Source organism: Paraburkholderia aspalathi, from assembly GCF_900116445.1.
GTDB classification, from domain to species: Bacteria; Pseudomonadota; Gammaproteobacteria; order Burkholderiales; family Burkholderiaceae; genus Paraburkholderia; species Paraburkholderia aspalathi.
In genome coordinates, this window is the sequence record NZ_FPBH01000011.1 from 1 (window position 1) to 12,679 (window position 12,679).

The 12,679-nt window shown below is 59.4% G+C and carries 13 protein-coding genes; 3 read left to right on the forward strand and 10 right to left on the reverse strand.

All coding sequences use genetic code 11. The features are described from left to right. From BM438_RS18000 to BM438_RS18020, 5 genes are all read right to left on the reverse strand, one after another. The coding region (locus tag BM438_RS18000; RefSeq protein ID WP_143131720.1) for a catalase at positions 1 to 281 on the reverse strand (281 nt) is incomplete at its 3' end. A 208-nt stretch (positions 282 to 489) separates the two neighbouring features. Then, positions 490 to 1,386, reverse strand: coding sequence for a MipA/OmpV family protein (locus tag BM438_RS18005; protein WP_093636139.1), 897 nt, complete (start codon positions 1,384 to 1,386; stop codon positions 490 to 492). A gap of 430 nt (positions 1,387 to 1,816) precedes the next feature. Beyond that, positions 1,817 to 2,560, reverse strand: coding sequence for a peptide-methionine (S)-S-oxide reductase MsrA (gene msrA, locus BM438_RS18010; RefSeq protein WP_054035476.1), 744 nt, complete (start codon positions 2,558 to 2,560; stop codon positions 1,817 to 1,819). 19 nt (positions 2,561 to 2,579) lie between these two features. After that, positions 2,580 to 3,092, reverse strand: a complete 513-nt coding sequence (msrB, locus tag BM438_RS18015) for a peptide-methionine (R)-S-oxide reductase MsrB (RefSeq protein WP_093635770.1) — start codon at positions 3,090 to 3,092, stop codon at positions 2,580 to 2,582. A 135-nt stretch (positions 3,093 to 3,227) separates the two neighbouring features. Beyond that, positions 3,228 to 3,767 carry an Lrp/AsnC family transcriptional regulator gene (locus tag BM438_RS18020; RefSeq protein ID WP_200618821.1) on the reverse strand — a complete coding sequence of 180 codons (540 nt, stop codon included), beginning with the start codon at positions 3,765 to 3,767 and terminating at the stop codon, positions 3,228 to 3,230. A 161-nt stretch (positions 3,768 to 3,928) separates the two neighbouring features. Between BM438_RS18020 and BM438_RS18025 the strand changes: the two genes are divergently transcribed. After that, on the forward strand, positions 3,929 to 4,945 hold the full coding sequence (locus BM438_RS18025) for a 1-aminocyclopropane-1-carboxylate deaminase (protein WP_093635774.1): 1,017 nt from the start codon (positions 3,929 to 3,931) through the stop codon (positions 4,943 to 4,945). Between the two features lie 460 nt (positions 4,946 to 5,405). Here the strand turns inward: BM438_RS18025 and BM438_RS18030 are convergent, their stop codons facing one another. Continuing rightward, complete coding sequence (locus BM438_RS18030) at positions 5,406 to 6,296, reverse strand: LysR family transcriptional regulator (protein WP_093635776.1); 891 nt, start codon at positions 6,294 to 6,296, stop codon at positions 5,406 to 5,408. Between the two features lie 136 nt (positions 6,297 to 6,432). On the opposite strand from BM438_RS18030, the gene BM438_RS18035 reads away from it, so the two are divergent. Together BM438_RS18035 and BM438_RS18040 are read left to right on the forward strand one after the other, a co-directional pair. Beyond that, positions 6,433 to 7,158 carry a pirin family protein gene (locus tag BM438_RS18035; RefSeq protein ID WP_093635779.1) on the forward strand — a complete coding sequence of 242 codons (726 nt, stop codon included), beginning with the start codon at positions 6,433 to 6,435 and terminating at the stop codon, positions 7,156 to 7,158. A 96-nt stretch (positions 7,159 to 7,254) separates the two neighbouring features. Beyond that, entirely contained in the window at positions 7,255 to 7,668 is a 414-nt protein-coding gene (locus BM438_RS18040; protein ID WP_054035376.1) for a DoxX family protein, read from the forward strand. A gap of 88 nt (positions 7,669 to 7,756) precedes the next feature. On the opposite strand, the gene BM438_RS18045 is transcribed toward BM438_RS18040, so the two are convergent. The 4 genes from BM438_RS18045 to ahpC form a co-directional block, all read right to left on the reverse strand. After that, entirely contained in the window at positions 7,757 to 8,911 is a 1,155-nt protein-coding gene (locus BM438_RS18045) for an alkane 1-monooxygenase (RefSeq protein ID WP_093635781.1), read from the reverse strand. Between the two features lie 480 nt (positions 8,912 to 9,391). Continuing rightward, complete coding sequence (locus tag BM438_RS18050) at positions 9,392 to 9,979, reverse strand: hypothetical protein (protein ID WP_093635783.1); 588 nt, start codon at positions 9,977 to 9,979, stop codon at positions 9,392 to 9,394. Positions 9,980 to 10,264: 285 nt separating this feature from the next. Next, positions 10,265 to 11,857 (reverse strand): alkyl hydroperoxide reductase subunit F, encoded by a 1,593-nt coding sequence (ahpF, locus tag BM438_RS18055; RefSeq protein ID WP_093635785.1) that lies wholly within the window; start codon positions 11,855 to 11,857, stop codon positions 10,265 to 10,267. A gap of 152 nt (positions 11,858 to 12,009) precedes the next feature. After that, entirely contained in the window at positions 12,010 to 12,573 is a 564-nt protein-coding gene (ahpC, locus tag BM438_RS18060) for an alkyl hydroperoxide reductase subunit C (protein WP_093635787.1), read from the reverse strand. Between the last annotated feature and the right edge of the window lie 106 nt (positions 12,574 to 12,679).

A 12,679-nucleotide genomic window follows, 5' to 3' on the forward strand; every position in this document is an offset into this window, starting at 1 on the left:
ACACCATGGGCTGCCGAGCCTCGCGCATGAACGATGCGCTCGGGGATACGTTCGTGGTCGAAGTGCGTGATCTTCTCACGCATGATGAAATCTTCAAGCAGCGAGGGGCCGCGCGGACCGGCGCGCAAGGTGTTCTGATTATCGGCGATCTTCACGCCCTGATTGGTTCGCAGCGCCTCACCTTCGGGACTGACTCGAAACGGTTCGAGATCCTTCGACTTCGGATCGTTGGCGTGTCCGGGTTTCACTGCGGGCTTCCGTGTATTCGTTTTTCCTGCCATGAGATCTGCTCCTTGCGTTCGGGCGCGCCGGGGAATGTCCGGTTTAACGCACTCGAAGAAGGCAGCAAGCGATGTACCCGCGAACATTCAATCGCGGTTTGGATTTGCCGCTGGATCAGACTGATGACTGATGGACTAAAGAAGCGGCGCGCCTGAATCACGCGCCTGCGTCCATGCGGTCAATGTCGTCAAATAGAGAGCCGCTGCGTCAGAAGCGATAGTTGATAGAGATGTCGGCCACGCCCGTGGCCCTGGTGTGTGTAATCGGACTATTGCCCGCACTGCCGACCAGTTGTTCGAATGCGCCGTCGGCAGTGGCGAACCAGTGCTTGTCGAACAGCCACACCACGCTAATGCCGAAACCCACCGATTTGAAACCGGCACTCGCGTGATACTGCGAGTATTGCGAGTGCGCCGCCTGGTTCTGATTCACACCGTACCAACTGTTCATGTAGGTGGAGTCCGCGAGCGTCACGTTCGGCCCGGCGAACCAGAAGAATTTTTTGGTGCTGCCCGGCATCGGCATATAGGCGCCCAGATCGCCGATCCAGCCGTTCGAGCCGCCGAAATAGCGTCGCACGTCGGCGCGCAGCACGAGCGGGAAATCTTTCGACACGACGTATTCGCCGGAGAGTTTGACGCCCGGCGCCGGATTGATGTTGCCGAGGCCGTTCAATTCCTGCGGATCGTCGTGCGCACGACGTCCGAGATCGTAGACGGCCGCGAGACTCGCGCGCCAGTTTTGCCCCTGCGCGAAGTTAACCCCGAGGCCTTCGCCGCTCGAAAAGAAGAACAGATCCTTGTAGCGCACGTCGATGCTCGGACCGGCCATCACGTGATACCGGTCGGAGCCCTCGTAACGCGGCTGGAACGATGTCGCCGCGCCGACGCGTAGCTGCCAGTCCGGAATGTCGGGCTGCCACATCTTCTGCAGCGGAATGCCCACGGAGTACTGCCATTCGCCCAATGGCGAGGGGGTTTGGGCGAAGGCCGAACCCGGCAGAATGCCAATACCGCCGAGGGTCACGGCGACCAGCGATGTTGCCGCGATGCTTGTTTGTTTGTTGCGGATCTTGCCGATCCGCTTTCTACGGCTGATCAACACCAGAAGCCTCCGTTTCTCGCGTATCGCGAAGAGGTTTATGTTCTCGCCCGAAGTCCACAACGGATTGGACACCATCCGGGCAACCGCCGCATTGCTACGCACGGCATGTAATTTTTTCAGCAAACGACACACCTTGCCCAACAAAACGCACCATTCGGTCCTGATACCGCCCCGTCAATGGGGCAATTGTATGAACAGATGCGTGCGAAAGATTTGCCGACGCACGCTGCTGTGCAAAATGCGGGCCTGGTCGCTGGGGAGCCAACTCTGATCGGAGAAACGGAAGGACAGACCGACGGACGCTGGCAAGCATGCCGTGGCGATGATGACAGGCAGAATACAACCACAAAAAAAGAGTGGCCGGCGCCGCGCGATGCGGCGCCGGCAAGCTCAGCGAGAGAAGATAGCCGCCGGCGTGGCGCTCGCCCTGTTACTGCGCCGCTTCGACCAGCACCGCCTTGTCGCGATAGAGATTCGGAAACAGACGCTTCAGGTTGGCGACCTTCGGCATGTCGTTGATAGCGATATACGCCGAGTTTGGATGCAAGGTCAGGTAGTTCTGATGGTAGGACTCAGCCGGATAGAAGCCTTTGAACGGTTCCGTTTTCGTGACGATCGGCGCCGGAAAGGCATGCGCCTTCTCGAGTTGCGCGATATAGCTTTGCGCGACGTGCCGCTGCGTGTCATTCAATGGGAACACGGCCGAGCGGTATTGCGTGCCGCTGTCCGGCCCCTGGCGATTCAACTCGGTCGGGTCCTGAATCACCGAGAAGTAGACCTGCAGTAACTGCCCGTAGGTGACCTTGGTGGGGTCGAACGTGACCTGCACGGATTCCGCGTGGCCGGTTTCGCCGCCACTGACGGTCTCGTACTGTGCGGTATCGCGCTGACCGCCCGAATAGCCCGATACCGCCTTTGTGACGCCTCGCACGTGCTGGAACACGCCCTGCACGCCCCAGAAACAGCCGCCCGCGAACACGGCGGTCTCTTCGTGTGCGGTCGTGGCGGAGATTGGTTCGTCGACCGCGGGCGGCGCAATGACAACCCCGGCTTCCGACGAGAATGCCATGCGCTGCGCCAGCAGCAGCGCAAGCGCGCCAAGTCCGACCGAAAGCGCTATAGCCGCCCCGCGCGAGCGGGCCGGTTTGCCGGTGATGCGTTTTTCGATGTTCATGATGTCCGTCCTGATTCGATCAACTCGTGCCGTGCGCGGCAGGCGTAAAAGTCAACGCGAGGCCGTTCATGCAATAGCGCAGGCCGGTCGGTTTGGGGCCGTCGTCGAATACGTGACCCAGATGGCCGCCGCAGCGCCGGCACAGTACTTCGTCGCGCGTCATGCCGAACGACTTGTCGGTATGCGTGATGACCGCGTGATCCATCGGCTGCCAGAAACTCGGCCAGCCGGTGCCGCTATCGAACTTTGTTTTCGACGAAAACAGCGGCAGCGCGCAACCGGCGCACGCGAATGTGCCGACGCGGTGCTCGTCGTTCAGCGGGCTGCTGAATGGGCGCTCCGTGCCCGCTTCGCGCAACACGCGGAATTGCGCGTCCGTGAGCAGCTTGTGCCATTCGGCGTCGCTGTGCGCAACCTCGTAGGCCGCCGCTGTGCCCAAGTCCGCCGCGCCTGCCGTGCGCCATGCCGCGGTGCCGCCGGCGAGCGACGCCGCGCCGATTAACCTGAAGAATGTCCGTCTGTTGCAAGCCATGATGATCGCCCCGGAAAGTCCGTACCGCCCACCCGCTCAGGCGCTAAGCGCGCCGCCCGCGAGTGGTCCCGACACTTAGTCGTCCAGCAAGGGGATTTATGACAGCATGCGCGTCTTTTAACTTGGCGGCAGCGACTACAGCGGAAATTTGGTGGTCGACAGGATTTCCTTGAGTACCATAAACGAGCGGATTTGCCGGACGCCCGGCAAATAGAGCAACTGTTCCGCGTGCAGACGGTTGAAGCTGTCGCTATCGCGCGTACGGATCGTCATGAAATAGTCGAATTCGCCGGTCACGACGTGGCACTCCATGCACCCCGCCACCTTCTGCGCCGCTTTTTCGAACTCGGCAAACGACTCCGGCGTGGAGCGATCCAGCACCACGCCGATGATGACCAGCATGCCCGCCCCGGCGGCCTTCGGGTCGATTAACGCGACGACGCCGCGAATCAGCCCCGATTCCTTCAGCCGCTCGACGCGCCGCAGACATGCCGGCGCACTCAGTTTGACTTTGGCGGCGAGCGCGACGTTCGAGATCGACGCGTCGGTTTGCAGTTGACGCAGGATCGCCCGGTCGATGCGATCGAGCGCGTGAAGCGGATCGGCTTCCGCGGATGAAGCGGCGGCAACTGCGGCGGCAGTCATCGGTGCTTTACGAACTTTTGTTGCGTTCATTGATTCCTGCCTGGCTGTTTATTAAGTCATTTTTGAGTGCGTCGCTCTAAAAGTAGGCGGAACAGAATTTATTTGCAAGCTCATTTCTAGCGCTTTTCCCTACCATTTGTTGTACCGCGACGGCTTGTTGCTCGCGTCAAACCTACAATTTTGGAGCTGCCATGAACCTGCAACGATTCCCTCGCTACCCGCTGACATTCGGGCCCACACCGATCCAACCGCTGAAGCGTTTGAGCGACCACCTGGGCGGCAAAGTGCATCTCTATGCGAAGCGCGAGGACTGCAACAGCGGCTTCGCCTTCGGCGGCAACAAGACACGCAAGCTGGAGTATCTGATTCCCGAGGCGTTGGCGCAGGGTTGCGACACGCTGGTGTCGATTGGCGGCATCCAGTCGAACCAAACCCGCCAGGTGGCGGCGGTTGCGGCGCATCTGGGAATGAAGTGCGTGCTGGTACAGGAGAACTGGGTCAACTATTCAGACGCCGTGTACGACCGGGTCGGCAACATCCAGATGTCGCGCATTCTGGGCGCGGACGTCCGCCTGGTTGCCGACGGCTTCGACATTGGCTTTCGCAAGAGCTGGGAGGATGCACTGGAGAGCGTGCGCGCCGCAGGCGGCAAGCCCTACCCGATCCCGGCCGGCTGTTCCGACCATCCGCTGGGCGGCCTCGGCTTCGTCGGCTTTGCTGAAGAAGTCCGCCAACAGGAAGCCGAACTGGGCTTCAAATTCGACTACATCGTGGTGTGTTCCGTGACCGGCAGCACCCAGGCCGGCATGGTAGTGGGCTTCGCCGCCGACGGCCGCGCCGAGCGCGTGATCGGCATCGACGCATCCGCGAAACCGGCACAAACGCGCGAGCAAATCACCCGAATCGCGAAGCAGACCGCCGGAAAAGTCGGCCTGGAGCGCGACATCACGAGCAAGGACGTGGTCCTGGACGAACGCTACGCCGGCCCCGAATACGGCTTGCCGAACGAAGGCACGCTGGAAGCAATCCGCCTATGCGCGCGCCTCGAGGGCGTACTGACCGACCCGGTGTACGAGGGCAAATCGATGCACGGCATGATCGACATGGTCCGAAACGGCGAATTCCCGGAAGGCTCACGCGTGCTGTACGCGCACTTGGGCGGCGTGCCGGCGTTGAACGGTTACAGCTTCATTTTCCGGAACGGCTAAGCGGCGGTAGGCTTGGGAGTGGCGGACGGCGGCGGCGGCAGCGGGCGGCAGCGGGCGGTGATTAGTCTGCCGTGACAAGGTCCGCCGCTGCTCCGCGAAGTGTCGCTGATCAGTGGCGAAGCCGGGGACTGAAACGCAGCGATCGGTTTTATGAATTACTCTTCGGCGCGCGCAGCGCCGCCGGAAGTATGACGCCCTTGTCACAAGCTTATGCAGGGGCACGAACCCAGATTCCAGATGCACCACTACCCTGAGCGAGCTGCGGTGCCCACTTAGCAGGGGCTTCTAGCCGCTTTCTTTGCTTATCTTTCTTTGCGGCGGCAAAGAAAGTAAGTGCCGCCCCGCACAGGGGCAACGCTAATAGACCACTAACAAAACAAGGAAAGGCACGAAAGCCAGAACAAGGAAAGGCCAAAGCCCCAGGCACACAGACAAACAAGCGCCGCGCAGGCAAAAAACATCAACCCATCAACCTCTTCCTCAAACTCTCCCTCAAAAACTCAACAAAAACCCGAATACTGACAGAGCTCTGCCGATGCTGCGGATAGACAGCATAAACAGTAGTCGCCGAAGGCAAGAACTCCTCGAGAACAGTCACAAGCAACCCACTCCCCACCGCCTCAGCGACAATAAAATCAGGAAGCCGAACAATCCCCAACCCAGCCACAGCCGCATCGCGAACCAACTCCCCATTATTAGCCCGAAGCGGCCCACTAACCTCGACTCCCTTAGAAACCCCATCAACAACAAAATCCCAACTCACAACCCCACCATGCCCATACAACAGACATGAGTGCCGCGCAAGATCAGCAGGCACAACCGGCGCCCCCCGCCTCCGCACATACCCAGGACTACAACACACCACCATCCTGACATCCACAAGCTTCTGCGCAATCAAAGTGGAATCCGGCAACGCGCCAATCCGAATCGCCATATCGAACCCCTCGCCGACCACATCGACAGTACGATCGCTCAACTCCATATCGAAGCGCACATCTGCATGCTCGCGCAGAAAGCTCGCCACCAATGGCGACAGATGCATCATCCCAAACGACATCGGCGCACTAACCCGCAAGAGCCCGCGCGGCCCGGCGCGCCGCAACGACATCGCCTGCTCGGCGTCTTCCACCTCACCCAGAATGCGCCGCGCACGCTCATAAAACTCTTGCCCGAGTTCGGTCACAGCCAACTTGCGCGTATTGCGGATCAGCAGTTGCACGCCGAGCGCCTCTTCCAGCGCCATAACGCGCCGGCTGACGAACTGCTTCGACAGCGCCAGCCGTTTTGCTGCGGCGGTGAAGTTATGGGCGTCGACCGTGGCGACAAAGATCCGCATATCATCGAGTTGCATCGTATTGTCCACCTTACGGAGACAGTGTTTCCTATATGCATCCGATTATAACCATCCTGATTGACCTACACTGTCATTCATGGATCGCGGCCAAACATCCGGCCGGATCGCACAACCGGAAACAAGGAGAAATACGATGCTCGAAATCAGACACGCCAATCAACGCGGCCGCGCGGAGCACGGCTGGCTTAGCTCGCGTCATACGTTTTCCTTCGCGAACTATCACGATCCGAAGCAGAACGGCTTTTCCGACCTGCTCGTGATCAACGACGACCGTGTCGCACCAGCGCAAGGATTCGGCAAGCATCCGCACCGCGACATGGAAATTTTTTCGTACGTGCTGGAAGGCGCGCTGGAACATAAGGACACGATGGGCACCGGCTCGGTGATCGTGCCTGGCGACATCCAGTTGATGAGCGCGGGAACCGGCGTCGCGCATAGCGAATACAACCATTCGAAGACCGACCCGGTGCACTTCATGCAGATCTGGATTGCGCCGGCGCAGAAAGGCACCACGCCGCGCTATCAGCAACGGCGCTTTGGCGCGGACGAGAAGCGTGGAGTGCTGCGCCTCGTGATGTCACCGGACGGTGCGAACGACTCGCTGGTGCTGCAACAGGACGCGCGGGTCTATGCCGGTCTTTTCGACGGTGACGAAACTGCGCGCCTCGAACTGGCCAGTAATCGCTATGCTTATATTCACGTGGCGCGCGGCAGTGTCACGGTAAACGGCGTCGAGCTTGGCGAAGGCGACGGCGCGCGGGTCCGCGGCGAAGAAGCCCTGACCTTCACGCAAGGTCACGACGCGGAGGTGTTGGTGTTCGATCTGCGTAATATTGAAGTATCGGAGTTGTGGGCTTAAGCGGCTCAATCCTGTCGTTAGATCTGGCCGGCTCAAGCGTGGCTCGCCGCGAAGTTTGCGGCGAACCGCACCGTCCCTTACCTACAGAGAAAAATCATGCGCTATACGCTATTTGAAAACCAGAAAGACACGGTCCTTCTCATCGCCCGCATCCTGTTGATGGTGCTGTTCGTGATGTTCGGCTGGTCGAAGCTGACCGGTTTTTCCGGCACCGTCGCTTATATGACGTCTACCGGCGCGCCTGCGCCTGAGTTGTCGGCGGCCATCGCCGTCGTGATGGAACTAGTGGTGGGCATCGCGCTGCTGGTGGGCTTCTATACGCGGCCACTTGCGTTGCTGCTGGCGCTCTATACGCTCGGCACCGCGATCATCGGCCACCACTACTGGAACATGACGGGCGCGGTGCAATACGACAACATGATCCACTTCTACAAGAACATCAGCATCATGGGTGGACTGCTGTTGTTGTGTGTGACCGGCGCCGGCAAGTACTCGATCGACCGGCGTTAAAGCCACGCTGCCGCAGTTCGATAAACTCGATAAAAAAAGCCGCCCGACACTGCCCGGGCGGCTTTTTCTTTGCAAGAAGCAATCCACGTTAGCCGGCAAACTGCGCCAGCACGCGCTCACGAATGGCCGGCCGGATATTCGACTGCGCCATGTTGCCTTGATAATGCGCGACCACACGCGGGTTCATCACGCGGAACCACAGTGGCGGCACGTACGCGAGCATGATCATCGTCGCGTAACCGGAAGGCAATTGCGGTGCGCCATCGAAATGACGCAGCGCTTGGTACGAGCGCGTCGGATTCGCATGATGATCGGCATGACGCTGCAGCTGATAGAGAAACAGATTCGTCACGATGCGATTACTGTTCCATGAGTGCTGCGGCTGGCAGCGCTCGTAACGGCCGCTCGCGAGTTGCTTGCGGCCGAGCCCGTAGTGCTCCAGATAGTTGACCACTTCCAGCAACGAAGCCCCGTACGCTGCCTGAATCAGCAGAAACGGAATCACCGCTTTGCCGAACAGCGCGATCATCGCACCCCATAGCACTACCGTCATGGCCCACGAGTGCAGGACTTCATTGCGCCATGTCCAGGGCGATTTGCCGAGGCGTTCGAGCCGATGCTTCTCGAGACGCCACGCCGACGCGATGCTGCCGAATACCGTGCGCGGCAGAAACCGCCAGAATGATTCGCCATAGCGCGCGCTCGCCGGATCGGGCGGCGTAGCGACGCGCACGTGGTGTCCACGATTATGTTCAACGAAGAAATGGCCGTAGGCGACCGGCGCCAGCGTGATCTTGGCAAGCCATCGTTCGAAACCATCCGTCTTGTGACCGAGCTCGTGCGCGGTATTGATCGATACGCCAGTCGCCGCGCCCAGTGAGAGCGCAAAGCCCAGATAGTCGTACCACGTCAGAGCGTGCGTGCCGACGATCCACAGCGCGCCGAAGAACGACACGTATTCGATGAAGGTAGCCAGATAGACCACGCGACGGTAATAGCGCTCCCGTTCGAGCGTGGCGACGACTTCCTCGGGTGGATTGCTCGGATCGTCACCGATCAGATAGTCGAGCACCGGGATAATGCCGAACACGAATATCGGCCCAAACCACCAGAAAATATGCCAGCCAGTCTGCAATGCCAGATTGGCCGCATGCAGCGGCAAGGTGATGGTGAGTGCGCCCAGCAGCCACAGATAGCGCTTGCTGTCGACCCACCGAGCGGGGGCCGCCTGCGATGTTGCCATTGTCTCCCTCCTTGTTTTATGTCGCCTGGCATCGGCAAGCTGCGCGCTTGCGAGCCAGTACGCATGTCGGCGGGACCGTGCCCGATTCCCAGATTTATATGGCCTGACGGGTGGGATAGCCAAGGAATTAGCCTAGGTGGGAGGCTCCAAACGAAGGGGGTGTTGATGGGGCGTTCGGGGTGGGCGTTGAGCGGGTGAATGAAACGGGTGTTTCGGTGCGGCAAACGCTGCCTGCGAGTTGCAGCCCAGCGTGGGCCTCCACCTGCTGCAGTGCGTCGCGCCCTCGGCCGCTTGACCGCGGCTGGTCAAATTCATATAATCAAACCTCAAAACTACGTACGAGCGGGTGTGAAAAACGTAGCGCCGCCCGGGTCACCGGGTTCCACCTGGAGTGGAAATTTCACCGCAAGGTGAATAGAGAGTCCCGCATGCGACGGCTGCCGAAAGGCAGCCGTTGGTTTTTGTGGCTTGCCATCGCGGCTAGGGGCGTATCTTGCGCCCCTCATACGTTGCCCGCAGCGGGGTTCTGAACGCAACCTTTTTCGCTTGCCGCTGACGCTTCGTCAGTTCTTTCTCAAGAAGATAGGCAGACTGAACTCGTAGAATCAGACGCTGCTTTCTTGCCCTATCCTTCTCCACTTCAAAGAACACGGCGTATAGCGACGATGTGCCATCGGCATTCGTTTGCTGCAGCGTCATGAAGTTCGGCTGCTTTTCGTCGGCGACGACCATTGGGCGCTCACCCATCGTCACAACCAAATCCCGCAGCAGGTTCTTCGACAACTCATAGCGGACCGGATCAAGAACTCGCTGCTCACGACCGTCGTTATAGATCTCGACGCTCGGAATTTCAGCGCGCACTCGTCCATCCCGAGCAAAGCTGCGGGAAAAGCAATGACACGAGAACATCACGAGCACGGTTATCGCGCAACCCCGACCAAGGTCGCATTTAAAGGCAAAAGAATCGAGGTGACTCAGGTCCCACGTCGTCCCAAGGTGAACAACGGGTTGAAAGCAGTGAGTAACATATTCGGGCGATTCAAACACTTGTACTTCAAACTTCGGCATAGATAATCGACGGCTTTGGATCGGTCAATATTCTACGTCTGTCGAAGTCGTTCGTTTTCCGAAATAACACTGTCAAATGGCATAGGAATCTGAGCTTTTTTCAAAGCACACTCAAGACCTCCGAGAAAAGCGATTCCTCAGCAGGGCGGCGGTCAGATTGTCCTGACAGACTGCCGTCCCATCCTTCGCTCAGCCAAAAACAAATCCCGCTCAAAAGCGGTCCTGATCTCACCGCAAACAAAAACGGCGGCCCTCAGGCCGCCGTCCATTACGCACACAACACCATCAAGCTGTCGCTTCAGTTTCCACTTCGCTCACCACTTCGTCCACGTCGCTGCTACGGATCAAATGATCGAACGCGGAGAGCGATGCCTTCGCACCCTCGCCCACAGCAATCACGATCTGCTTGAACGGAACGGTGGTTACGTCGCCGGCGGCGAACACGCCCGGCACCGAAGTCGCGCCACGTGCATCGACGATGATCTCGCCGTGCTTCGACAATTCGACCGTGCCCTTCAGCCATTCGGTATTCGGCACGAGACCGATCTGCACGAAGACGCCTTCGAGTTCGATGCTCTTCGTTTCGCCCGAACGCAGGTCCTTGTAGACCAGACCGTTGACCTTCTTGCCGTCGCCGGTGATTTCCGTGGTCTGTGCCTGCGTGACGATCGTCACGTTGGCAAGGCTGCGCAGCTTACGTTGCAGCACTTCGTCGGCACGCAATTGCGCGCCGAATTCGAACAACGTTACTTCGCGGACGATACCCGCGAGATCGATCGCCGCTTCGACGCCCGAATTACCACCGCCGATCACCGCAACGCGCTTGCCCTTGAACAGCGGACCATCGCAGTGCGGGCAGTAAGCCACGCCATGGTTACGGTACTCGCGCTCGCCTGGCACGTTGATTTCGCGCCAACGGGCACCTGTTGCCAGAATGATCGTCTTCGCCTTCAACACCGCGCCGTTCGCCAGACGCACCTCGTTGATGCGGCCCGGGATCAGCGCTTCAGCGCGCTGCACGTCCATGATGTCGACTTCGTAGCTCTTCACGTGCTGTTCGAGCGCCGTAGCGAACTTCGGTCCTTCGGTTTCCGTTACGGAGACGAAGTTCTCGATCGCCAGCGTATCGAGCACCTGACCGCCGAAGCGTTCCGCCACGACACCCGTCGCAATACCCTTGCGCGCCGAGTAAATCGCCGCAGCCGCACCCGCCGGGCCACCGCCGACGATCAGCGTATCGAACACCGGCTTCTTTTCCAGTTCCTTCGCCGCACGCGCACCGGCATTGGTGTCGAGCTTCGCGAGGATTTCCTTCACACCGCTGCGGCCCTGGCCGAACACTTCGCCGTTCATGAACATGGTCGGTACCGCCATGATCTGGCGCGCTTCGACTTCGTTCTGGAACAATGCGCCGTCGATCGCCACGTGGCGGATGCGCGGGTTGATCAGCGCCATCACGTTCAGTGCCTGGACGACTTCCGGGCAGTTCTGGCATGACAGCGAAAAATACGTTTCGAATTGATAGTCGCCGTCGAGACTGCGGATCTGTTCGATCACCGCGTCTTCGAGTTTGACCGGATGGCCACCGACCTGCAAAAGCGCGAGGACGAGCGACGTGAATTCGTGCCCCATCGGAATGCCTGCGAAACGGATACCGGTTTCCTTGCCCGGCTCGCCGATCGAAAACGACGGCTTGCGTTCGCTGTCGCCGCGACGTTCGACCACGGTGACGCGCTCCGACAACGTCGCGATATCGCTCAGCAATGCCAGCAGCTCTTGCGATTTCGCGCTGTCGTCGAGCGAGGCGACGATCTCGATAGGCCTGCTAACCTTTTCGAGGTAGGATTTCAACTGAGTCTTGAGATTGGCGTCCAGCATGGCTATTCGATTCCGTGACGAGGGGTGTTGGATCCCGGGCGCCGCACGCATCCGGGTAGGAGGCGTGCAGTCCGGGGACGTGCGGACCGCTGTATCAAGCGGTCCGCACGGCGATGCGCCGTGAAGCGCGCACTGCGAAAGGCTTTTAAACCTTAGATCTTGCCGATCAGGTCGAGCGACGGCGTCAGCGTTTCTGCGCCCGGCGTCCACTTGGCGGGGCAAACTTCACCCGGGTGAGCCGCGATGTATTGCGCAGCTTGCACCTTGCGCAGCAGTTCGCCAGCGTCACGGCCAATGCCGTTGTCGTGAATTTCGGCCAGCTTGATTTCGCCTTCCGGGTTGATCACGAACGTGCCACGCAGTGCCAGACCTTCTTCTTCGATCAGCACGTCGAAGTTGCGCGAGATTGCCAGGGTCGGGTCAGCGATCATCGGGTACTTGATCTTCTGGATCGTGTCCGACGTGTCGTGCCATGCCTTGTGCGTGAAGTGCGTATCGGTCGAAACGCTGTAGATTTCGACGCCGAGCTTTTGGAATTCGGCGTAACGATCTGCCAGGTCGCCCAGTTCGGTCGGGCAAACAAACGTGAAGTCAGCCGGGTAGAAAACGAAAACCGACCACTTGCCCTTCAGGCTCTCTTCAGTGACGGTCTGGAAGTCGCCATTGTGATAAGCCTGTGCCTTGAACGGTTTGACTTGACTGTTGATGATCGGCATTTACTGAGTCCTCTTTCGGAGTGGTTGGAAAGTGGAGTCAGTATGTCAGACGTCGCTTAATAGGTAAAGCGGTGTGTTTAAATTATTTCAATAGTTTATTACTATT